20 protein-coding genes and 2 pseudogenes are annotated in these 22,078 nt (G+C 41.1%); 1 reads left to right on the top strand and 21 read right to left on the bottom strand.

Going from position 1 to position 22,078, the window contains the following annotated elements:
• Nucleotides 1-3 precede the first annotated feature (3 nt).
• The 16 genes and pseudogenes from JCM16418_RS06990 to metH all read right to left on the bottom strand — a co-directional run bounded on the left by JCM16418_RS06990 (nucleotide 4) and on the right by metH (nucleotide 18,580).
• Nucleotides 4-492, bottom strand: coding sequence for a hypothetical protein (locus tag JCM16418_RS06990; RefSeq protein WP_036647128.1), 489 nt, complete (start codon nucleotides 490-492; stop codon nucleotides 4-6).
• A 14-nt stretch (nucleotides 493-506) separates the two neighbouring features.
• Nucleotides 507-2,582, bottom strand: coding sequence for a hypothetical protein (locus JCM16418_RS06995; RefSeq protein WP_036647129.1), 2,076 nt, complete (start codon nucleotides 2,580-2,582; stop codon nucleotides 507-509).
• A pseudogene (locus JCM16418_RS07000) lies at nucleotides 2,572-4,469 on the bottom strand (pilus assembly protein CpaF). The gene JCM16418_RS06995 and the pseudogene JCM16418_RS07000 overlap by 11 nt, the downstream one beginning before the upstream one ends.
• Nucleotides 4,470-5,315: a hypothetical protein gene (locus tag JCM16418_RS07005; RefSeq protein ID WP_036647130.1), complete on the bottom strand. Its 846-nt coding sequence runs from the start codon at nucleotides 5,313-5,315 to the stop codon at nucleotides 4,470-4,472.
• The gene (locus tag JCM16418_RS07010; RefSeq protein ID WP_036647194.1) at nucleotides 5,312-6,019 is read right to left on the bottom strand and encodes a hypothetical protein; all 708 of its coding nucleotides are present in this window, start codon (nucleotides 6,017-6,019) and stop codon (nucleotides 5,312-5,314) included. The genes JCM16418_RS07005 and JCM16418_RS07010 overlap by 4 nt, the downstream gene beginning before the upstream one ends.
• 25 nt (nucleotides 6,020-6,044) lie before the next feature.
• A complete protein-coding gene (locus JCM16418_RS07015) occupies nucleotides 6,045-7,091 on the bottom strand; it encodes an SAF domain-containing protein (RefSeq protein WP_052020100.1) in 1,047 nt (348 codons plus the stop codon).
• 53 nt (nucleotides 7,092-7,144) lie between these two features.
• Entirely contained in the window at nucleotides 7,145-8,620 is a 1,476-nt protein-coding gene (locus JCM16418_RS07020; protein ID WP_036647131.1) for a serine/threonine-protein kinase, read from the bottom strand.
• A gap of 206 nt (nucleotides 8,621-8,826) precedes the next feature.
• Nucleotides 8,827-9,870, bottom strand: coding sequence for an SAM-dependent methyltransferase (locus JCM16418_RS07025; RefSeq protein WP_148298759.1), 1,044 nt, complete (start codon nucleotides 9,868-9,870; stop codon nucleotides 8,827-8,829).
• Nucleotides 9,871-9,893: 23 nt separating this feature from the next.
• Entirely contained in the window at nucleotides 9,894-10,667 is a 774-nt protein-coding gene (locus JCM16418_RS07030; RefSeq protein WP_036647133.1) for an ABC transporter ATP-binding protein, read from the bottom strand.
• Nucleotides 10,664-10,984, bottom strand: coding sequence for a thioredoxin family protein (locus JCM16418_RS07035; protein WP_036647134.1), 321 nt, complete (start codon nucleotides 10,982-10,984; stop codon nucleotides 10,664-10,666). The genes JCM16418_RS07030 and JCM16418_RS07035 overlap by 4 nt, the downstream gene beginning before the upstream one ends.
• Complete coding sequence (locus JCM16418_RS07040) at nucleotides 10,981-11,325, bottom strand: cyclic-phosphate processing receiver domain-containing protein (protein ID WP_036647135.1); 345 nt, start codon at nucleotides 11,323-11,325, stop codon at nucleotides 10,981-10,983. The genes JCM16418_RS07035 and JCM16418_RS07040 overlap by 4 nt, the downstream gene beginning before the upstream one ends.
• 24 nt (nucleotides 11,326-11,349) lie before the next feature.
• Nucleotides 11,350-12,204, bottom strand: a complete 855-nt coding sequence (locus JCM16418_RS07045; RefSeq protein ID WP_036647136.1) for a deoxyribonuclease IV — start codon at nucleotides 12,202-12,204, stop codon at nucleotides 11,350-11,352.
• Nucleotides 12,194-13,009, bottom strand: a complete 816-nt coding sequence (locus JCM16418_RS07050; protein WP_036647137.1) for an Fpg/Nei family DNA glycosylase — start codon at nucleotides 13,007-13,009, stop codon at nucleotides 12,194-12,196. Before JCM16418_RS07050 ends, JCM16418_RS07045 begins: the two co-directional genes overlap by 11 nt.
• A gap of 52 nt (nucleotides 13,010-13,061) precedes the next feature.
• Nucleotides 13,062-13,868 carry a 5' nucleotidase NucF gene (gene nucF / locus JCM16418_RS07055; protein ID WP_036647138.1) on the bottom strand — a complete coding sequence of 269 codons (807 nt, stop codon included), beginning with the start codon at nucleotides 13,866-13,868 and terminating at the stop codon, nucleotides 13,062-13,064.
• 250 nt (nucleotides 13,869-14,118) lie between these two features.
• Nucleotides 14,119-15,044 (bottom strand): annotated as a pseudogene (rnz, locus tag JCM16418_RS07060) (ribonuclease Z).
• A gap of 92 nt (nucleotides 15,045-15,136) precedes the next feature.
• Entirely contained in the window at nucleotides 15,137-18,580 is a 3,444-nt protein-coding gene (gene metH, locus JCM16418_RS07065; RefSeq protein WP_036647139.1) for a methionine synthase, read from the bottom strand.
• Nucleotides 18,581-18,748: 168 nt separating this feature from the next.
• On the opposite strand from metH, the gene mtnD reads away from it, so the two are divergent.
• Nucleotides 18,749-19,291 carry an acireductone dioxygenase gene (gene mtnD, locus JCM16418_RS07070; protein WP_036647140.1) on the top strand — a complete coding sequence of 181 codons (543 nt, stop codon included), beginning with the start codon at nucleotides 18,749-18,751 and terminating at the stop codon, nucleotides 19,289-19,291.
• Nucleotides 19,292-19,390: 99 nt separating this feature from the next.
• Here the strand turns inward: mtnD and JCM16418_RS07075 are convergent, their stop codons facing one another.
• From JCM16418_RS07075 to JCM16418_RS07095, 5 genes are all read right to left on the bottom strand, one after another.
• Entirely contained in the window at nucleotides 19,391-19,819 is a 429-nt protein-coding gene (locus JCM16418_RS07075; RefSeq protein WP_052020101.1) for a FixH family protein, read from the bottom strand.
• A gap of 216 nt (nucleotides 19,820-20,035) precedes the next feature.
• Nucleotides 20,036-20,827, bottom strand: a complete 792-nt coding sequence (locus JCM16418_RS07080) for an HAD family hydrolase (RefSeq protein WP_036647141.1) — start codon at nucleotides 20,825-20,827, stop codon at nucleotides 20,036-20,038.
• 26 nt (nucleotides 20,828-20,853) lie between these two features.
• Nucleotides 20,854-21,375: a hypothetical protein gene (locus tag JCM16418_RS07085; RefSeq protein ID WP_036647142.1), complete on the bottom strand. Its 522-nt coding sequence runs from the start codon at nucleotides 21,373-21,375 to the stop codon at nucleotides 20,854-20,856.
• A gap of 38 nt (nucleotides 21,376-21,413) precedes the next feature.
• Nucleotides 21,414-21,611 carry a DUF896 domain-containing protein gene (locus tag JCM16418_RS07090; RefSeq protein ID WP_036647143.1) on the bottom strand — a complete coding sequence of 66 codons (198 nt, stop codon included), beginning with the start codon at nucleotides 21,609-21,611 and terminating at the stop codon, nucleotides 21,414-21,416.
• Nucleotides 21,612-21,710: 99 nt separating this feature from the next.
• Nucleotides 21,711-22,016, bottom strand: a complete 306-nt coding sequence (locus tag JCM16418_RS07095; RefSeq protein WP_158442412.1) for a LysM peptidoglycan-binding domain-containing protein — start codon at nucleotides 22,014-22,016, stop codon at nucleotides 21,711-21,713.
• Between the last annotated feature and the right edge of the window lie 62 nt (nucleotides 22,017-22,078).

Here is a 22,078-nt window from a genome sequence, read left to right on the forward strand (position 1 = left end):
AATCTATTGTTCAAATACAAGTCCTCTGACAACATTAGAACTATCTTTGATAATACTTGCTTTAAATTTACCACTTGGATTCACATATTCTTTGCTAGCCTCGTCATTTGTAAGCTTAAGATCACCTTGTCTAGAATTAGTATCAATGACAGACCCATATTCATCATCCGTAAAATTAGATGTCGTGTTCAAAGCATTACCGTACCATTGCCCTCCTACTTTTTTGTTCTTTCCTGTTTTGATCCAAATTCCGAACTGATCCTTGTCCTTAAACTTACGGAGCGCATTCGTCACCTGTGAACCACTAATTGTTGTTCCGTCATAAACGGTAAATGCGGCTTGTGACAATTCAGTCTGAATGTCTGAAAAGTTATTCTGAGCTGTCTTGGTAGCCTCTTGTGCTGAAATAAATAAAATAACTACAATTGTAATTAATGCTATTGTCAAAAATATTCCTGCTGCTACCTTCAGTGCACTAGACGCATTATTCATAAAATAACATCCCCTTAAATTTTTTGGATTTGTTCATAATAAACGCTCATTTGTACAAAACTCATACCGATCAGCGGGATAACAAGATACATAAAAATTAGAGCATACATAGGTGTAAAACCAATTATTTTTCCTAATCCCGCTTTGGTGTCAATGGTCTTTTCGTATTCTTGCTTACGCTGCTCGAAATAAAAAGACATTTCACTTTCCAGATCATCAAAGGCTTGGGCAACTGGAATTTTCTCCACAGCAAGCAGCAGCTTGTCGACGATACGCTGAAAATCAGCGAATCGAATTTCTTCCTTTAACTCATGCAGAGCTAACTCGGCTCCGTTATCGAAATTGATTAGGCAACGCTGAATGGGTATTTTAAAAATTACTGCAAAACGGTCCATCCACTCTAGAATTTCCTCCACCGAAATACGATCCATTTCTCTAAGCATTGAAATAACGGTATGAAACTCGTATACTTCATGTCTCATATCCATGTAACGTACTTTTCTTTGAAAATACAGCATCCATAGTGGAAACTGATAAGCTGTGAAACTTATAGATATACATAACAACAGCTCCCACCATTTCAAGTATTCAGAACCATAGGCTTCCAGTTTTTGTACAATACGATTTGCTGAGGTGACCATATCATCCTTCTCATGACCTTGTTTCTTGGTGTTTTCCAGCCTCGATGCGATATCTTCATAGGAACTTGTCGGAGACATGTTTACTTCTTTCATAATCTCTAAGTCTTTATCACTTAACTGCTTCGCTTGCTTCTTCTGATCTGCTGTCATCTGTCCAAAAATATGATCACCACTGACTGGATCATACATAATATGGTTTCTTGCTGAAGTATGAAGGAACATAACCACCGACATGGAAACCACAAAAGTAAGGAGAAATAGAGTAAACCTGCGAATATAGAACCATTCATACCTTGTAGCGGTATTACTATCCTTAAGCAATCTAACCATCTTTGCATATCCAGGGGTTTGGGGTTTAGGGGCCCATAATAGAGTGAACCTTTTATAAAGATCTATACTAGACAACATTTGCTCCCAAGTACGCTTCGTTTTGCCTGCACGGTACGATGTCTCATCATATTGCTGGAGCTTTTGCATGAAAAGATAAGCAATAATAATGATGACGTATATTAAAATTTTGGCTATGTATCCGAGTTTGCTCATATAAAATTCATCCATAGCAGGGAAACTATTTCTTGCCCAATGTTCAATCGGTTTAGTAAAGAAGACCGGAGCAAGCGCAATCAAATTTAGACCTTTTAGCAGATAATCCAGTCGACTTCGTCGTAAAATTTCTAGATGTATTTCTTTCGTAAGTCCGCTTAGTCCTTGTAAATAGATCGAACCTTGTTCTTTCACCTTGTCTCCAAATTCCATAATCATGTAAGATATTCCGGCAAAAGCTTTTAGAAATCGATTAGGAGAAGCTTCATAATAACGTTCTAATTCCTCAGAAGGATCCGTTGCATTTAGCGCAGCATATATTTTTCTAACATGCAGACTCACTTCATGACCAGCGGTTTCTGTCGATTCATACAGCGCCTCGACTACCATTCCATGCTGGTGATATCGATGTCGAACATCCGAGAAAAGATCTACCATCTGCAGTAATAGACGTTTTTCATGTGAATTCACATACATATCAATTAACAAACTATTAATAACCACCGCTGTCATAGCAACAAGAAGGATAAATGCTAGACTAGAATTCATGACGTACAGAAGTATGAGCGATATACTTAGAATCCCAAGAATCGTCAACGTAAGATTCATTACTTTAAGGCGAAGGTGATATTCATCATAAGCATGAATTCCAGATAAACGTTTGCGAATCTTTCGAACATATGATGATAACAGTGGTATTTTTATGCTAAATACATAGGAAGCTTGTAAGAATTGTTGCCAACGATCCTTGAACCTTAACTTATTCTTATGGAATATCTGTTGATCTAGGGATTGCTGACTTCGATTTTGATCCCTTGAACGTAACCAAGACAATACCGCATAGAGTAAGCCAAACAATACTAATGAGATGATAAGTATGCTTCTGAGCAGTAGGTTAATATTCATAATTATTTCTCCAATGAACACTCACAAAGTCTCTAAATAAATCTGCATCCTGTGGGCTCATTTGCTCGGACATTTCTTCAACATTTTGCGGCGAAATTGGGGCTCCGGCAACATACACTCCGTCACGATATTCCACAATATTTCTTGAGACAAAGGCACTTCGATCGTTCAAACGCCTATAATGCTCCGTATTAAGGTCCAGAAGCTGTCCAAGCATCTGTTTGAGTGTATTCGTACCCTCTTCCTTAAAAAGTAGTGTAGTTTCTTCTTTAGGAATACATTCCGTTATTCGTTCAATGTAACGATTACCACTAGCATCTCTCTTCATATGGATGTCAAAATTGATCGTCTGAACAACCTGTTGTTCTGCAATGTATTCATTCTGAAATACGCCACTCTTTAAAAGTGAATTACGTAGTGAAAATACGAGATCCTTAAAAGTTTTGGCATGATGCGTAAATACTGTAAAAAGACTAGCAATTTGCGACATTTGAATCATCCATGAAGCTACCCCATCACTAGCTACTTCTCCTAAAATATTCACAGTTCCGTCAGTCTTCTTCTGGACATCTAAACCTTCTTGGCCAGTAACCCGCTCTGTTTCACGAAAAGATAAAATATTTCTTCGGCTATATATGTTACGTAAGTGTAATTCGAAAGCCATTTCTTGAACCCGCAATGTATACGTTGGATAGATATGACCAACCATTGCCATAAGCAGTGTTGTTTTACCTGAACCTTGCGAACCCGTAATGGATGTAATTCGGCTTCCTTTCATCAAGTAAGATAACAATTGAATAGGCAGCTCTGCATTATCTCCAGTTACTAACTGCTCAAGCGATGCATTAGGAATATCAAATTTGCGGACAAAAAATGCCCATGACTCCGAAAATGGTGGTCTGACGACAACAACTCGAGATCCATCCTTCATTTCATTTACCTTATAACCATTGGCTTCGGACAATTGTCAGGATGATTATATTTATAAATATTCTGACAAACCCTCTTTAGCTCCAGCTCAGTACCAAAGCTCAGAAAGGCCAAGTGTACTGACTTCCCCTTGTAAAATATCCAAATACTTTCGGTTCCCTTTGCAGGCGTATCTATCTCCCAATCATCAGAGGATGGGACCCATGAATCTGAGAAACTGTATAACTCATGATCTCCCAAAATCCCGCTGACACCGCCACTAACCCCATCAATTCTCTGGTCACGTATATCGTCAATAACAGAAAACCCTTTATATTGTTGATATATTCGCTGAACAACGATATCTAATTTTTCAGAAAAAGATAGATTTCGATACTCCATTTCAAATATTTTGTTTATATCCTCTTCTGTCACAGCATAAACAGGTTGATCACCATACTCTCTCAAAATACGCGGCTCAGCCAATCCGTAATGCTCCAATAAATTCGCCAGTGCATCCTGATGGTACAACTGTTGGTACAAATAATGGATAATTTCAAACTGGTCTTGTGTCTGTAGCATCTCTTGCTTTTCAAACGAGATTGCATAATCAATGTTGGTGAGCTGTAGACCGTAACTTTTGACTAGCAAGTCCCCTATAAACTGCTTAACATACCGCTTGTCATGGATATCACCTGATATACAACCTTTTAGCGCTTGTTTCAATTCAGTACGTTTGTTTAGCCTGCGTTTATATTCTTCTTCATGCAACCCGAAGTCCGTAAGCTGGCTATGCGTCAGTTCATGTAGTGTTTGTTTAATAAACTCGGTCATGTTAGCAACGGTATAACGTTCTGCAGATTCATCTAAAGTGATATGAGGTTTGCGTAGTTCAAGCCATTTAACATAGACCAGAAGCCCCACGAACAATAGTATTAAAATAATAAATAATAAGTTCAAGAAGATTTCGGAGAACATCTAAGCCCCTCTTTCCACTGCTTTGACTGCCGTAGGTATATCTAAAGTATTTAAAATATCTTTAGAAAGCCCACGAATACTTTCATAAAATTTGGATGAAGGATGACGGGCATTCAAATTTCGACTGCGCTGCATATACGACATAACACCATGCATATTCCATGCATCCATAAAATCGGTCGAATACGGTATTCCATGGATTGATCCCTTGAATCCAAATCTCCGCTTTACATTTTGCAACGTACAATGCGAATCCCGATCATATCTTCCCATAACGATCATATACGGTTTGTCCTTCAGCACTCCTGGAACATTCTCACCTGTAAAAAATTCCTCGAGTCCCTGTATACTCTGAGTTAAGCTAACTACAACCAAATCAGCTGAATCAAGAAGCGCCTGATCTCCCGGATGTCTTGATCCGTCACAACCACAACCAGCGTCCATAGCCACCAAATCATAGTATTGATTAGCCACTGTCATGATGGTATTCAAAAGTTGCGGCCGATAACCCGGCATGGTTCCTTCCTTCTTACCATTACCTGTCACGATATCTAATCGCTCAGGAAGTAACGATATCGTATAGTCACGAAAGTTATCTCTATTCAATCTCCGATTCACACATAAGCGTTCAAGTGCATCCATACCTTGATCCTGAAAAGAAAGTAATGAATCCATTGTCGTCCTGTTTGCCGGGAAAGCCCCTTCTATGCGCTCCCCTGCCATTCCTCCATGACCAAGTAGCATTCGAAGCCTATAATCCATACCAATGCATGAGGCTACAGCAGCAGTATGCGCTGTGCTTCCACTGCCCCCTTGTAATGGACTCCAAAACGCGACTGTACTCATGCCCTTCTCCTCTCAGCACTTTTTAAAGCGCGCCTAATATATTGGTGATCAAACTCAGATAATAATTGGACTAGCAAACATAAGTTTCTTTTATACCCTTTCGTGAGTGGCCTCATCATTAGCTTTCTTGAATGCTCATTCCTCAGCTTCTGAGCTAAATCCAACTCATTCCAAGGAATGTGAATGATTTCTCCCTTCCAAATCATCGATAGTTTATCAAAGTACGCATCGAGATACACTTCATCAAACCACTCGTCAACAGTTCGTATATAGACACGCTGGAATTCTGAGATCTTTAGACCATCTGCTTTATGACGACTAACTAAGTCTTGAAGCCATTCCGTTCCTTTTTCTAATGTCCAAAGTTCATAATCACTAACCCATATACGAGCTGAAGCTTCACACCACAAGTTAGGAGGAATAAATCCTTCAATATTGACATCGTAAAGAATGTAATCGTATTGATCCAAAGGATTAAGTTCATGCTTAAGCTGTTCAAATTCTGAATAACCACAGGCTACATCAAAACCTGAAAATTCAGTTAACGAGAGCGATTTGTCAAACTGACCAATCATGCAAGAATACTTTCTTGCCTTTGTTGCATCGACTAATAATATTCTGTTTCCACCGGATGCTAGTAACTTGCAAATATACAAAAGCAGTTCACTTTTGTCACATACCCCAGCAAAAATCCATGTCTTCAAGCGTTGCTCCCCCTCCCTACCTCTATTATTTTTGATGTTCTTCATCTTCTATAGCTTGCTCTGCCAATGCGTTATTCTGGTTAAGCGTTACTCCGCTTTCTTGATCATCGGAGAAATTGAAGCTATCCGGGTCAGATATTTCATTCATTGATTTCGAGCTTGTAGTGCTTTGAGGTTCTGTCTTCTCAGACCTTTGAACCGTAGAAGCTCCGTATGATGAGGTTGAGAATGAACGATTCGATGCCGATTGACTAGGTGAAACTCTGGCTAAATCATTTTCTAAGGAAAATCGTATAGATGCCGAAAGCTTATTCTCCGCCTTCTTCACTATGTTGGGATCACTCGCTATAAGATGAAGCACTTCCTTATTAACAGGGTAGGTAGGTAATGCCTTATCTTGTAGCTCTGGTTCGACGTATGTAAGCGCATATAAGGAAGCATCATGAAGATAGGCATCTACTAATGCGCTGGATAATGATAAAATTTCCTGCTCCGTTAATGTAATCCACATAACGGGATTCAATAACTTATCTATTTTCTTTTTCGATAAAATGATATAATCCTGTCCCGTCGGGAACTGAACTCTCACGTCCACCACATCGCCCTGTTTCAAATTAGAAGGTAACGCAATGGCCTTTAGCTCTCTATTTCTTAAGTCTGAAGAAGTCGGCTCAGCTAGATACAGCATCGATTCCGTTAATGTTGTCCCTTTTCGAAGTTCAATCTTAGTCGTTTTACCTGCCATTCCTTTCTGACTTCCGTCCAAGACTAAGTTCTTAGGAGCAACATTAGTCGGCAGCTTTACTTGTATTAGATCTTGCGTACGGATTGCCTGACCTGGGCCAATGTCTCGTACCAAAGCCCACCCTTCTGTCATTTCTTGCTGCTGCTTAACCATAGACTGCTCCATCTTCATTAGCTGTTGCTGATATTCTGCCTTAAGACTTTTCTCTTGGTTATGATGCTTAATTGTGGTCAGTACTGCGTAACTGGCGAATACAATTCCCATTACAGCTGCACCTGCAAGCCCTGAATAAATCAGCTGCCTGGTGCGCTGCCTTAACTTTGACATACTGCGGTACCCCTTTCCTTGTCGCACGCTAATTTAATAAATGTTCGCGTAACTCAGCTCAGTCCAAATCGAAACCTTTTTCTTCGCTCTGCCGTAGGAACAACCCCTTGAAAAATATAACCGAACGCTCGGTCCACCTCTTCGCTACGGTCAAAAGGATCAAGCTGAAGTGGAATTGAGAATACATTGGATGTGTTCAGCTGACGCCTCATCCTTTGTACTGCATCCGGTGCAGCAAGTGGAAGGAAGTACTTCCATTTATGTTGAGAATGTTTTGCTAGACTAATAGACATTGCAGTCACATCTTGCTGACGCCACTCTGCTCCAGATCCAACGATGATTGGAATGTCAGCACGTAGAAATTCCTCAAGTCGATCATTTTCCCGGTACGATCCCAAGTCAATGACAACAAAATTATAGCTTCCAGCAAGGAGCGCAATAACGTCAGCTCTCGCTGTCTGACGCCAATAGTCGACCCCTTGGACTTCAAATTTCCTTTCCACTGCTCTACTGACAGTCTCTTTACCATTTACAATCTGTTGAATCCTACTAAACGAAGGTGATTTTACATTCATTTCCACAACAGCAACTTTGTTAAAACTACGAGATAAGTAATGACCAATGGCAATAGCCGTATGTGTAGTTCCTGCTCCAGAGCTCACACCCATGACAGCAATAACTTGGGTTCCTATCGCTCCCGTAACACGCGCTGCACGATTCGATATATTTCCTTTGGATATTTGTTGTATGGCTATTCGAACTTCTTTCGCAGTTTGATAACGATCTTCTGGAGCATATTGCAATAGTTTCCTGATGATAGGTATAAGTGCTTTCGGTATATCCTGGCGAATATAAGGCACCGGATCACCTGACCATTCACTATATTTACCTCCCGTAGACAGATAGAGCATTAGAGCTCCCATTCCATACAAATCAGAACGTGCATCACTTTGACCGCTTCCATATTGCTCTGGTGCTGCAAAGCCTACCGTTCCCAGTTTGACTGTGTCCTGCACTTGATCCTGTTTATAGTTTCGCGCGATTCCGAAATCAATAAGTCTTACTTCAAGTTGAGCTGTCAACATAATGTTAGATGGCTTAAGATCCCGAAACACAACCGGTGGCTCATGATTATGCAAATAGTCAAGAACGTCAAGAAGCTGCTCCGTAAACTCCATTATTGTATTGGCCGGTATCTTTCCACGATACCCACTGAAATACTTCTCTAACGTAATGCCTTGAATGTAATCCATGACCAAATACGAATATCCATCTCCATCTGGTGCAAAGAAGTCAACAATTCTTGGAAGCCTTGGGTGGCTTAAAGTAATGAGAAGTTCTGCTTCATCTTGTATACTTCCATATTGCTGAGGAAGCGAGACACTTTCTTTAATCGCCCATAGCTTTCCTTGTAGCTTCTGATCTTCTGCAAGATATACGTGGCTCATCCCACCTTCACCTATCTTGCGAACGATCTCATACCGACCACCAAGTAACTGTCCCATATGTAATTTTGAAGGGTAAACCATACATTCCTCCACTTTCAAGGTACGCAAAAAAAGGAAAGCCCCAGAAGGAAGATCATTTCGGATGAACCGAAACATCTAACTTCGGGATGCTTTCCCTTTGCGTATCATTTGGTTAATTTTGGTTTATTATAGACCAAGCTATAAACTAGTGTAAAGACATTTTTTTAGTAACAGAGAAAATATTTTCGGAAATATATTTAATTTAATTAATACTTAATCATATAAAGTGTTATTTCGTCACGATTATGGAACAATTGCTTAGCGCTTTGAACCTGCATATCCACATGCTCAAAAGAACTGATAACATCATTAATAAGCGCCATTGGTTTTTTATGCATCAACTTCACAGTAATGATAGCTGTACCTCCAGTACGTAGTGCAGGGAGCAGTTCGGTAACGAGCCTCACCATTTGTTTAGGACTCCAGCTCATATCACATACGAGTAAATCAAATTCATGATCGCGAAACTTAACTTCTGAGGCATTTTTGCGTAGAATCTTCAGCGCGGGATTGCTCACCAACGACTCATGCATCAGTGCTGGATCAACCGCTGTAACTTGTAGTCCTCTTTCTAGTAGGAATGAAGTCCAGCCTCCAGGTGCTGCTCCTATATCTAGCGCCTTGCGGAATGATTGAAAATCAATTCCAAAGCTTCGCTCAGCTTCAAGCAACTTAAATTTAGCTCTTGAGATCTGTCCATCTTCGCGTTGAAAGCGGACCGCTCCCCCGCTCCAATCAGAAAGATTATTCTGTGGCTTAGATATTCCTGCATACAAAATATTGCCCGCCGCAAAGATAGAAATACACCACTCCGCATCTTGAAGCACGAAATCAGCTTGAAGCTCGGTTAAATGTGATTGGATCACTTCACGAAGACTTCCTGCGCTTTCTTCCCATAGACTATCATCAGATTTACGAACCTGCAGTGATACCTGTGCACCTTGTAAATTCTGTTCTTTAAGCAAAATAGAACTAAGCTCTTTAAACCCCTCTTCAATATTGTCGATATTCACTTCCCAATCCACGGGCTGAATATGACGCAAAAAGATAGGTGGATGATTCACAATCATTTCCAAAGCACGCTCTGGTTCAACCTGTAACGTAAGGAGAAAAACTTCACCTGACATGAGAACACGGCTTTTCAATGAACCAAATCGCCGACGAAGTTCTTCTTGTGCATACGGAGCGAAGCCATGATTGGCTGTGCAAACAAACTTCGACTCACCGATGATCTCCTCATTTTCGTTCATTACTTCAACATCATTCAATTCCTTTACCCTCCAGAAGTCACTTTTATCCACGGACGTCCATTTTCCCAATCAAGCTCCACAGGAATATCGTAAGTCTTCATGATCATTTCTTTGGTCAACACCTGTTCTTTAGGTCCTGATCCAGCTATTTTACCACCACGTATCAGAGCTACGTGTGTGAATAATGGAACAATTTCTTCCACATGATGCGTTACATAAACGACAGTCACATCACGCTGACGCAACCGATCAACTTCATCTAGCATTTTCTCACGTTCATATAAATCAAGTCCTGCACAAGGCTCGTCCATAATAAGCAGCTTCGGATCAGACATTAAGCAACGAGCAAGCATTACTTTCTTGCGTTCTCCTTGAGACAAAGTTCCAAGTGAATGATTCACATGTCTACCTAAATTCATCTCTTGAAGCAGCTTTATTGCCTTTGCCTTCACTTCCTCAGGAATAGCCTGGTAGAAACGCAAATATGCATAGGCTCCTGTAGCTACAACTTCCCACACTGGATCTGAATGTGACATTTTATCCATAAGAGACGGACTGATGTAGCCAATCTGCTTACGGATTTCACGCACGTCTACTTGACCATATGTTTCGCCTAGCACTTTAATTTTGCCCTGACTTGGAAAAAGATAACCGGTTATCATTTCAAGAAGTGTGGTTTTACCGGAACCATTGCGGCCGAGAATAGCCCAGTTCTCACCAGCCTTAATGTTCAGCGATACATCATCCAAAATCAAATCTTCTTCACGACGTAAAGAAATATGCTCCATTGAAATCATATGACCACTCTCCTTATTTCTTTCAGAAGCTCTTCAACTGACACCATATCATAGCGGATCGTTGGTTGCTGCTCTCTCTCTGAATCCACAACAAGTAATGCAGGGACACTGCTAATCTTATAGTCTTGAACAAGCTGGGGCATCATATTTACATCTGCATCGGCCACAATTCCAGGTGGAAGTAAGTGTTCAGCAACCTCAAGCATCCGTCTAGCCGCTTTGCATGTTCCGCATAATGGGGTGTAGAAATAGACCGCCAGAGGAGCTCCTTTCGTCTCTAACTCTACCAAGAGCTGCTTCTCGTCTAAGTTTCTCATACGCCCTCATACTCCTCTGCTATCCGTTCTGCAACTTTTGCGGGCATTGGACCGTTATGCAAAATCATATATTCTGGCTTATGCTGATAGAGAAGCTCGTACATCTCTTTTTTGCCACACATGCTAGATGTATGTAAATATACCTCTCGCGGAAAAAGCCCCTGATTAATCATTTGTGTTACCACGTCCCGACCTGTTACCCCGCTAGGTCCTAAATCATAATCCAAGGATAGAATATCTACCTCTTCTAACTGTAACGCCATCAGGCATTCGTCAGCATTACGTGCTAACTTAAACCCTTTGGGGCAACGACGGTAATCATCCAGATATAAATGAATCACAGCGATCCCCTCCTCACTCTTACTCTACTCTAACCAACAATTCACTTTTGAGATATCTTCTCTGTGTGTACCATCTTCTCCCGCTTCCGTTTCCATTACAATTGGAATCCCACTAAACTCGCGATAAGAAAGAAGGCTTTTAAAAGCTTCGTCACCGATATACCCTTGGCCAATGCGAGCGTGACGATCTTTTCCCATACCCAAAGGATACTTCGAGTCATTCAGATGTACAGCATCAAGGTTCTCCCAATACCCAAGGGCCTGGCCTTTCTCTATCATCTGTTCGGTCTTAGAAGGATCCCATGTCCCAGAAGCAAATGCATGACAGGTATCCAAGCAAAATCCGATTTTCTCCGGATATTGACTTAGCGAGCGGATTTGCACCAACTCTTCAAGCGTAATTCCCATCGAACCGGGTAATCCCGCCTGGTTTTCCAATAAAATTTTGGTTTTACCATTCCAAGTTGCTAATACCTCATTAAGACATTGTATTATATTTTTATATCCTTGTAATGGGTCCTTGCTTTTGAAATGTCCAAAATGCACAATAATCCCTACCGAACCGCAAGCTTCCGCTATCATCAGATCATTCATCAGAGACATAATCGTGAGCTCATATAGTTCTCTTCCATGCCCTTCACCTGCAGCTATATTCACAGGGTACGGTGTATGTGCAATGCTAAGGAGTCCTTTTTGTTTGCAAAATAACAAGCAGTCCGCAGCAGCATGACCATCCAGATCTTTAATATGCAGGCTGCGCGGATTTTTAGGAAAATATTGAAACGATCTTGCGCCCATGTCCCATGCACGGCGGGCTGCTCTCCCGTAGCCCCCGCGGGTGCTCACATGGCATCCGATCATGTATTGCTTACTGCTCATGCTGGCATGACGGACAGAAAAATGCTTTTCGTCCGTTCAGTTCCACTTTATTCACCACACCGTCACAACGGTAGCAGGATTCCCCTTCACGATCATAAACTTTACACTTATCATCGTATTTACCTGTCAGTTCATCACCTTCCATAAAAGGTGCTTCCATATATCCGCCACCATCTAGCGCTTCGCGCAAAACAGATTGGATGCTATCGTATAGACGATTTACTGCTTCGTCAGGCAAGTCCTGAACTTTAGATGCTGGCAACAATTTAGCTTCGTAAGCAATTTCATCTGCATAACAGTTACCAATACCAGCGATGACATGTTGATTCACTAGCGTCGTTTTCAATGAACCGCGGCGCCCCTTCATCAAACCTGCGAAACGTTCACGAGTCATTCGGCGATCAAGCGGTTCAGGTCCAAGGGGTGCAACAATTTCTTCCACTTCTTTAGCAGTGAGCAGATGCAAATAACCAAGTCGTAGTCCAATAAAATAGAGAGTATGCTCCCCGAAAGAAATCTCGACTTGAGTGCTGCGCTTAGGGCGATCCTCTTCTGTTCCATAATATAAAATTCCACCAAGCATTAAATGTAGAAGAAGTCTACGGCCATTATTCAAATGAAAAATAAGGTGTTTCGCACGGCGTTCAACGAAAATTGTCCGTAATCCTAACAGTTCTTTTTCAAAATCCTCAGTTTGAATATTAATGGATTTCTCACGGTTGACAACAACCTTTGTAATTGGCTGATTTATAATTTGAACCGAAAGCAATCTTCGGTAATTTTCCATTTCCGGCAATTCCGGCATATGTTTATCAATCCTTTCATGTCATGAAGTAATCCAATATCGGAGATGTATTTTAAGGACAAAGTAAGGCTATAAGTTCTTGAAGATCCGTACATACGTGATTTGGGGATACGCCGGCTGCATCAATATGAGACTGCATATTATCCTTCGTAGTCAAACCAGTAAGAACTAGAACGGTCTCGCAGCCCGCTGCTGCTCCCGCGGCAATATCTGTCCGCATATTGTCACCAATGACAATGGCCTGAGTGGGCGTAAGATGTAGACGTTCAAGAGCATAATTCATAAGATGACTTGCGGGTTTACCAATGACAATCGGTTCAACTCCACTCGCAGCCTGTATCGAGGCACTCAAAGAACCTGCACCTGGTACGAGCCCATCGTCAGAGGGTAATTGCAAATCGGGATTCGTAAGTATATATGTTGCACCTTCCCGAATCCAGCGCACGGCGCCAGCGAGTGATTGATAATTAAAAGATCTATCGATGCCTTGAACAACATATTGAGGTGAATCCGTCACCAATTTTAGACCGGCTGAGATCAAGGCATTCCTTAATCCATCTTCTCCTAGCATAGCCACTCGAGCGCCTGGGGATTCTTCGGCAATGTACCTTGCCGCAGCTAGAGAGGAAGTGCAGACATCTTCAGGTGTCGCAGGGATTCCCATTGAACATAGATGAGATGCAACATCAATAGGTGTTTTGGATGAATTATTCGTAACAAAGGCATACGGAATTTGATGTTCTTTTAACTGATGAATCAAAATATCTGCTCCAGAAATCATATGTTTTCCGTGATATAATGTGCCATCCAGATCAATTAAAAGTCCCTTAGATTCGGCGTAATTACTGGTGCTATTCATATTTGAGTTACCTCTTTCGCTAGCTTACATTTTCTGATTTCTTGGAAATAAACAATAATAGCTTGTTTCATTGTAAAAGAAAAGGAAGGAACGTGGCAATACGTATCCACCATTACCGTCATGAGGCGACCACTTCAACATTTTTCTCCCGAAGTTCGTCAAATTCCCATAAGCTAGCGTTCCCCAATACGTACAATGTTGATGTCTTCTGTCTATTCCTGCGCTTTCCCGGAAAATAATTAAGGAAATATCAGTTTCTTTTCACCGGAATTGAACTGAATTCTTCAGCTAATAACGTGTTCTGAAACACATTTTTTGCTTCTACCAACAAGGGTTGCAGTTGCTCCATATCTTTATATCTTGAACTGAAATGGGTCAGAACTAACTCCTTAGCATTCGCTAATTGAGCGGCTTCTGCCGCTTGTAATGCAGTACTGTGATAATAATTGTGAGCTGTAATCTGCAGATCATGCATGAACGTGGCTTCATGGACAAGTAGGTCTGCGTTCTGCGCAAGCTCAATAATATTGGAACAAGGACGCGTGTCTCCAAGAATAGTGACAATCCTGCCACGTTTTGGTGCTCCCAATACATCTGCCGGATGCAATTGTTTACCGTTACCTAAATCAATACTTTCGCCCCGTTTGAGACGTCCATAGGCTGGTCCTGGCTTAAGTCCATATGTAGCAAGACGTTTTAGATCTAGCTACCCGCCTTATCCTTCTCCACCACTCGATAACCATAGCTGTCAATCCGGTGTTCTAATTTCAGTGATTCCACTTTAACCTCATCATCTTCATAGATCATTCCGCCTTCATGTTCTACCACAGTCCACTCATATTCCATACGAGACTGGCTTATATTTAGCGATGTCTCCAAAAATGATTTCAGACCCGGGGGTCCAAATACCGTGAGAGGTGTTGTTCCTCCTTGGTTTGAGCGGCTTGACATTAATCCTGGCAACCCAAAGATGTGGTCACCATGCAGATGGGTTATCCATATATGTTCCAGCTTACTAAGCTTTAATGAAGATCGCAGAATTTGATGCTGTGTACCTTCTCCGCAGTCAAATAACCAGAACGTGCGGCGTTCCTCAAACATACGTAGTGCCATTGAAGTCACATTACGTTGTAAGGAAGGAGTACCTGCATTTGTTCCCAAAAATTCAAGTTCCATTGCCGTCACCTTCTTTCCAAGTAAGCCAGCAAAAAACCCCCGATATGTCGGAGGATTTATGCTGGCATCATTCAAATTAAATCTTCACTTTATTATTTTACTTTATCCACATTAAAATAACGAGCTTCCGGATGACTGAACACCATCGCGGAGACAGATGCTTCCGGTTCCATCATGAAACCTTCGGTCAGTTCTACACCAATATCCTCAGGATTCATGAGCTTAAATAGAGGTGCTTGATCCTCAAGATCAGGACAAGCAGGATAACCGAACGATACACGAATCCCCTGATAACGAGCACCATGGCGCTGTTTCATCGTCATATCTGCTGGATCTGAGAACCCCCAGGTATCACGCATCATATGATGCACGCGTTCAGCTAATGCCTCTGCTGTCTCGAGCGCAACGGATTGAAGGACATGGGAGCGTAAGTAATCTCCCTTATCCTTCCACACGGACGATAACTCCGATATTCCCTTACCTGCTGTCACAACTAGGAAACCAACATAATCCATAACGCCACTGTCTACAGATTTCAAGAAATCAGCAAGACAAAGATAAGGTACTACCTGTTGACGCGGGAATGTAAAGGTATGAAGTATCTGCGTGGTGTCTTCTGGATTGTAAATCAAAATTTGATCTCCTTGAGACTGCGCAGGAAAGAAACGATACATACCATTGGCTTGAATAATGCCATCCCGTGTCGCTTGACCTATTACTTCGTCTACAACTTCCTTAAGGTCAACAGCCCGTTTGTCATTCTCTGCCAGCAAGTTTTCAACTGAACCTTTCAGTCCAAGATGATGACCTAGCAACATTTGCATATTCATATATGGAACAATATGTGATATTGGATAATTTTTAATAACATGTCTTTCTAAGTCCGGCGGAAGATAAACTGGAGCTTCCATAGAAATGTTTGATCTAGCAGGTATATCCGCCACTGCAACAGGAGCTACTTTTACAGTTTCGGATGCCATAGCTTCAAGCTCTGCATTCATTTCATCCAACATCACATCACGCTGATCCGGATTCATTAGCTTATTCGCTATATCTAGACCATCCATAGCATCTTTAGCATATACAACCATACCGTTATATTCCGGACGAATACGTGTACGTGTGAATTTACGAGTTAGTGCTGCGCCTCCAACCATAATCGGAATGTCTACACCCGCACTTTTTAAGTCCTGTGCAGTAATGACCATCTGTTGAGCAGATTTCACCAGCAGACCAGACAAGCCAATTAAATCAGCCTTTTCACGTCGATAGGCTTCAATAATCGCTTCTGGTGGTACTTTTATACCCAAATTGACAATTTGATAACCATTGTTAGATAGTATAATTTCTACCAAGTTCTTACCAATATCATGTACATCACCTTTAACTGTAGCAAGTAACATTTTACCCTTCACTGAAGTTTCATTCTTCTCCATAAAAGGCTCGAGATATGTTACGGATGCTTTCATGACTTCGGCACTTTGCAATACTTCAGCAACAATGAGCTCATTATTATTGAACAAACGCCCAACTTCAGTCATGCCTGCCATTAGTGGACCATTAATAATCTCTAATGCACCATATTTTTGCATTGCAGCATCCAAATCAGGCATCAATCCCTCTTTGGTACCCTCCACAACATATGTAGCTAGACGCTCTTCGAGTGATAAATTCGAAATTTTCTCTTTCTTCTCAATCTTCTTATCACGGAAAGCAGCCACAAATGCAGCCAAGGTCTCCCCATCCGTCCGATAGATTAGATCCTCCGCCAGTTTACGATCTTCCTCTGAGATAGAGGCGTAGCGCTCCAGCTTCTCTGTATTTACAATCGCATAATCTAAGCCAGCTTTAGTACATTCGTACAAGTAGACGGAGTTCAGAACTTCACGTCCTGCTTCAGGTAAACCAAAGGATACATTACTAATACCGAGAATCGTATGACACTTAGGCAGCGCCTCTTTAATCAAACGGATTCCTTCAATTGTTTCCTTAGCAGATCCGATATACTGCTCATCCCCTGTACCTACCGGGAAAACCAACGTATCAAAAATAATATCTTCCGCATTTATACCATATTTATTTACAAGCAAATCATGGGATCGTATTGCTACACTTAATTTATCCTCACGCTTAATAGCCTGTCCTGTTTCATCAATTGTACCTACAACCACCGCTGCACCGTATTTATGAATTAGTGGAGTAACCTTCTCAAATTTATCTTCGCCATCTTCAAGGTTAATGGAGTTAATTATCGCTTTACCTTGAGAATACTTCAGAGCAAGATCAATAACGGCAGGATCTGTGGTATCAATCATAAGGGGTACTTTGACTTTTTTCACAACAAGCTCTAGGAACTGTTTCACATCTTCCGCTTCTTCACGGTCTGGATCTTGAACACATACATCGATAACATGTGCCCCGCTCTTAACCTGTGCACGTGCAATTTCAGAAGCTTCTTCAAACTTACCTTCTACAATTAAGCGTTTGAATTTACGGGAACCTAGTACATTTGTACGTTCTCCTACCATGTAGGGCCGGTTCTCTGATTCAATATAAATCGGTTCAATACCAGATAGCGCAGGGGGATGTCCAGCACTAGGCTTGCGTGGTTCGAACTTCGCAAGAGCATCTGTCATTGCACGGATATGCGCAGGAGTTGTACCACAGCAACCTCCAGCAATATTCAACCAGCCCTGCTCTGCAAAAGCTACCATTTTATTCGTAAGTGATTCTGGAGATTCGTGATAATGACCATTTTCATCCGGAAGACCGGCATTTGGATAACAGCTTATTGCTGTCGTCGCCATAGCAGATAAAGATCGTATATGATCTCGCATAAACTCTGGACCTGTCGCACAGTTTAGACCAACCGAAATTGGATTTAAATGCTCTAGTGATATGTAAAAAGCTTCAATATTTTGACCCGCAAGCGTAGTACCCATCGGTTCAATTGTACCTGAAATCATAATAGGTAGCGTCTTACCTGTACTCTCAAAAGCATTATGAATTGCTATACTTCCTGCTTTTACATTCAATGTATCTTGACTTGTTTCCAGCAAAAGAGCATCAACTTCGCCCTCAATTAAGGCAAGCGCCTGCTCTTCATAACTTACAACTAATTCATCAAAAGTTACGCCACCCGTCACAGATAATGTCTTCGTTGTAGGTCCCATTGCGCCAATAACAAACCTCGGTTTATCAGGAGTATTAAATTTATCTACAGCAGCACGAGCAATTTGCGCAGCTTTTAAGTTGATTTCATATGCTTTTTCCGGTATATCGTATTCTGCCAACACGACAGATGCCGCGCCAAACGTATTGGTTTCTATCAAATCAGCGCCTGATTCCAAATAAGCTTCATGGATATCTTGGATTACATCCGGACGCGTAATCACTAACATTTCGTTACATCCTTCGAGCTCCTCCCCACCAAAATCCTCGGGGCCTAATTCTACCTGCTGGATCATTGTGCCCATAGCACCATCTAGAATCAATATTCGTTCTTTCAAAGCTTCTTGTAAGCTAGGCATATTCATCTATACTCCCCCCAGAAAAACGTTAAATCTAAGTTTAACAGAATGTTTCCTATTAGAAAAGCATTAGAAATGCTGTTCTGACGTGCATTCCACGCATAAAACGGATCGACAATCACAGCAGTGTCCGTTATAATATAAATTAAACCAAGTGGAAAAGAGGGATAAGTTATGGCTGAGATTGTAATCCGTAACACGAACGAACGTATCGTGGGAGACGATAATGTTCGTGATTTCTTAGAAAAACAAGAAGTTATTTATGAAAAATGGGATACATCAAAATTACCGCTTGATCTTCAAACAAACTTTCAATTAGACGATGAACAAAAGAATGAAATTTTACGAATTTACGATGAGGAAATTAGAGATCTAGCAGCACGCCGTGGTTATAAGATTTGGGACGTTATAACGTTATCCGATTCCACTCCGAATTTGGGTGAATTGTTAAATAAGTTTGAAGAAGTTCATATACATACGGAAGATGAAATTCGGGCGATTGTTGGAGGTAGAGGTATTTTCGTCATTAAAGGTAGTGGAGATATTGGCTACTTCAATGTCGAACTTGAAGCTGGCGATGTGATTTCAGTTCCTGAGAACACGAACCACTTCTTTACGCTTATGGATAACCGCCAAATCATTGCTGTTCGTCTATTTATTGAAACCAATGGCTGGGTAGCGACACCTGTACAAGACCCTAGCTTTCAAAAAGCCTAATATATTATAATTAAAAGGGCTGTCCACTTGCAGAAATCATTCCGCAAAGGGGCAGCCTTTTCTGTTGCATTATTTAATTCATCGCATTAATAGTTAAGATTAATTCGTTACGATCAGCTTTTTCGTTGGCATCGTATGTTGGGGACCTACGGTTACATGAGATGTGATACTGTATGTCCCGGCAGAAGTAAATGTTTTATCTAATGTAAACTTTCCATCACCTGAGTTCGTAGCAGCTACCTTTTCGTGCTGACTGCTATCTCCCTCTTTAGAAATCTCAAACATGACTTCATCCGCTTTGTCAACGTTTGTATCCTTCTGCTTTACAATGACCTGAATATGTACTTTCTCGTTGACCTTAGCCGTTTGTGGACTCCAGCTTAACTCAGCTGTAATCGGATCAGTCATAGCCCCCATGTCCATATCCATTCCATCCGATTTAGAGCTGCTTCCGCAACCAGATAGAATGAATACCAAAATAATTACTCCAACAACAGTGAGAAAGGATTTATTCTTCATATCTGTCATATTACTCCCGTCATCAGCCTATGTCATCTATTATATATGATTCTTTAAAGTTCAAACCTACATATACAAGGAAACATTGGCTATGGTTTGTTAACTTTTCAAACGCTAAACAGCAGAAAAGCCTGTTTTCTCTAAGCTTAAGGGCATAGAACAGGCTCGTGCTTTATCATGAACTCAAAACCAATAATTGTTTCAGTTTAACAGGTTGTTCTTTCTTTACAGCTTAGCTATAACTTCATGCAACTCGGACAGATGCTTAATCTCAAAATCAGGATGAATCTCAGGATCTGGCTGTTTCTCTGTGCGATTAATCCATACCGTCGTAATTCCAGCACTCAATCCACCTTTGATATCTGTAGTGAGCTTATCTCCGACCATAATCGCTTCTTGTGGAGCGATGTTAAACAAGGATAAAGCGTGAGCAAAAATGGAGGGATCCGGTTTCCCTTTACCAAATTGACCCGAAATAATGATTTCATCAAAATATGGGGACAGCTCAGGTACTCCAGTTAATTTCTCTTGTTGTAGTGCTGGGCAACCATTCGTAAGCAAAAGCAACTTTACATTGCCTTTTAACTCATCTAAAACTCGGAAGGTTTCCTCATATACAAGAGGTCTACTTCGACGCTCAGAACCGAATTTCTCTGCTAATTGTTTGGCGAGCTCAGTGTTATTAACGCCAAGTTTCTCTAACCCACGACGCCATGACTCTTCCCGATATGTCGGAGCAAGCTCTTCCAGCTTACGGAACTCAGGTTGTTCACCTGCCGTAAAGTTAGCCCACAAAGCCTCATACGGGTTAATACCAATCATCTTAGTAAAAGCAAACGTGTCATATGATTCATATAACGTCCTTGCTTCTTCCCGAACTGCTTTCTCTAATGCTTGTGGATCAACACCGGAAGATGCCTGTGCTGCCTCACATACAGCATGAAAGGACTCTTCGACACTTCGATCATCCCATAGTAATGTATCATCTAAATCGAAAAAAACAGCAGAAATCGCCATAATGGATTCCTCTCCCTTGCTTCTCTCTAAGATTTTTCTAATGGAATATTAAATGTTGTAGCAAAACGTTCAAGTCTTTCCCCCATAGCATTTGTATCATAACGATTAATCAATCTTGTGAAGACCCAGTTGCCGCCTCTCTTACCCTTTTGCTCAATAACTACAGAACCAGCACCCAGCTTAATCTTGGAAATATTCTCTGCAGTGATTTTACGATCACGATTATATTTAATCGTGGATACGGCATCTTTCTCGACACGTAAGAACGGCCGACGGAGAAATATAGTCAACGCAAGAAATACATATAAAACGATAACAACGACCACAACGGTCGTACTCTGCATTTTCTCACCACTTAGGAAATTGATCATCCCAAACAAAGCAGCAAGCGCAACTAACGTTATCGGAAGAACGAAGTTACGTCCTTTGTAAATATCTGCTGTAGCCGATGTTTTGTGTGCATGAATGGACGGTTGGCCATGTTTCTTACGCTGTTTATTCAGACTAGCTGAATTCTTTTTAACCATTCGTTGAAATGAACGGGCCATACAGGATCCCCCTTAAATCTAATGTTGTTTCTGACCGATTACGATTTGTTTCCTGTTTGGTCTACATCGTCCACAAATTCGATCGTTTCCAATTGATCCTTAAAATTGCGACGAATATTTTGGAGATATCTCTCACGAAGTGCTGCACGTTCCTCTGTTTCTTCTTCTGTTAATCCGGATTCTTTATGCTTACGTGAAAGCTCATTAATTCGGTTTACCAGGGTATCGATATCCATAAAACTCTCCTCCATTATTGAACTCATTCTAACCTACTGTGCCACGATAAAAAGAGCTTGTCAAGGTTTACACCTTTCCAAGCTCTCATTAGTGATCTATCACTTAAATTGAGGCAATATCAATACCTCTCCTGCGTTAACTGAACTACTGCTCATTCCATTACTACGCTTAATTAAATTAATATAAGCACGCGTATCCATTCCTTCTGGTTTATGGGTTAACGCAATCTGCCATAATGTATCACCTGATACCACTACAACTTTCTTATCCAGTCGAACATCATCCGAAGAAACTGCAAAAACACGAACAACTCCTGTACAGCCGATCATAATAATAAAAAAAGTGAGCATCCATTTTATAAGTAAAGACCGAGAAAGAGAACCTTTAATCTTGCCACTAAACATAGTATTTCTCTGAATTGATGTACCCTCGGTGGCTATTTCATCCGTTAATATACTTTGATAGG

The sequence above is a fragment of the Paenibacillus pini JCM 16418 genome, assembly GCF_000576305.1.
Taxonomy (GTDB): Bacteria; Bacillota; Bacilli; order Paenibacillales; family Paenibacillaceae; genus Paenibacillus_AQ; species Paenibacillus_AQ pini.

Bases quoted from the DNA above. Each gene is read 5' to 3' on its own strand.
- JCM16418_RS07075 (WP_052020101.1), bottom strand. From the start codon at position 19,819: ATGACAGATATGAAGAATAAATCCTTTCTCACTGTTGTTGGAGTAATT.
- JCM16418_RS07015 (WP_052020100.1), bottom strand. From the start codon at position 7,091: ATGTCAAAGTTAAGGCAGCGCACCAGGCAGCTGATTTATTCAGGGCTT.
- JCM16418_RS07050 (WP_036647137.1), bottom strand. From the start codon at position 13,009: ATGCCGGAATTGCCGGAAATGGAAAATTACCGAAGATTGCTTTCGGTT.
- JCM16418_RS07025 (WP_148298759.1), bottom strand. From the start codon at position 9,870: ATGAACGAAAATGAGGAGATCATCGGTGAGTCGAAGTTTGTTTGCACA.
- JCM16418_RS07085 (WP_036647142.1), bottom strand. From the start codon at position 21,375: ATGGCCCGTTCATTTCAACGAATGGTTAAAAAGAATTCAGCTAGTCTG.
- JCM16418_RS06995 (WP_036647129.1), bottom strand. From the start codon at position 2,582: ATGAATATTAACCTACTGCTCAGAAGCATACTTATCATCTCATTAGTA.
- JCM16418_RS07005 (WP_036647130.1), bottom strand. From the start codon at position 5,315: ATGAGTACAGTCGCGTTTTGGAGTCCATTACAAGGGGGCAGTGGAAGC.
- JCM16418_RS07030 (WP_036647133.1), bottom strand. From the start codon at position 10,667: ATGATTTCAATGGAGCATATTTCTTTACGTCGTGAAGAAGATTTGATT.
- mtnD (WP_036647140.1), top strand. From the start codon at position 18,749: ATGGCTGAGATTGTAATCCGTAACACGAACGAACGTATCGTGGGAGAC.
- JCM16418_RS07095 (WP_158442412.1), bottom strand. From the start codon at position 22,016: ATGTTTAGTGGCAAGATTAAAGGTTCTCTTTCTCGGTCTTTACTTATA.
- JCM16418_RS06990 (WP_036647128.1), bottom strand. From the start codon at position 492: ATGAATAATGCGTCTAGTGCACTGAAGGTAGCAGCAGGAATATTTTTG.
- JCM16418_RS07045 (WP_036647136.1), bottom strand. From the start codon at position 12,204: ATGAGCAGTAAGCAATACATGATCGGATGCCATGTGAGCACCCGCGGG.
- JCM16418_RS07080 (WP_036647141.1), bottom strand. From the start codon at position 20,827: ATGGCGATTTCTGCTGTTTTTTTCGATTTAGATGATACATTACTATGG.
- JCM16418_RS07035 (WP_036647134.1), bottom strand. From the start codon at position 10,984: ATGAGAAACTTAGACGAGAAGCAGCTCTTGGTAGAGTTAGAGACGAAA.
- JCM16418_RS07090 (WP_036647143.1), bottom strand. From the start codon at position 21,611: ATGGATATCGATACCCTGGTAAACCGAATTAATGAGCTTTCACGTAAG.
- JCM16418_RS07020 (WP_036647131.1), bottom strand. From the start codon at position 8,620: ATGGTTTACCCTTCAAAATTACATATGGGACAGTTACTTGGTGGTCGG.
- metH (WP_036647139.1), bottom strand. From the start codon at position 18,580: ATGAATATGCCTAGCTTACAAGAAGCTTTGAAAGAACGAATATTGATT.
- nucF (WP_036647138.1), bottom strand. From the start codon at position 13,868: ATGAATAGCACCAGTAATTACGCCGAATCTAAGGGACTTTTAATTGAT.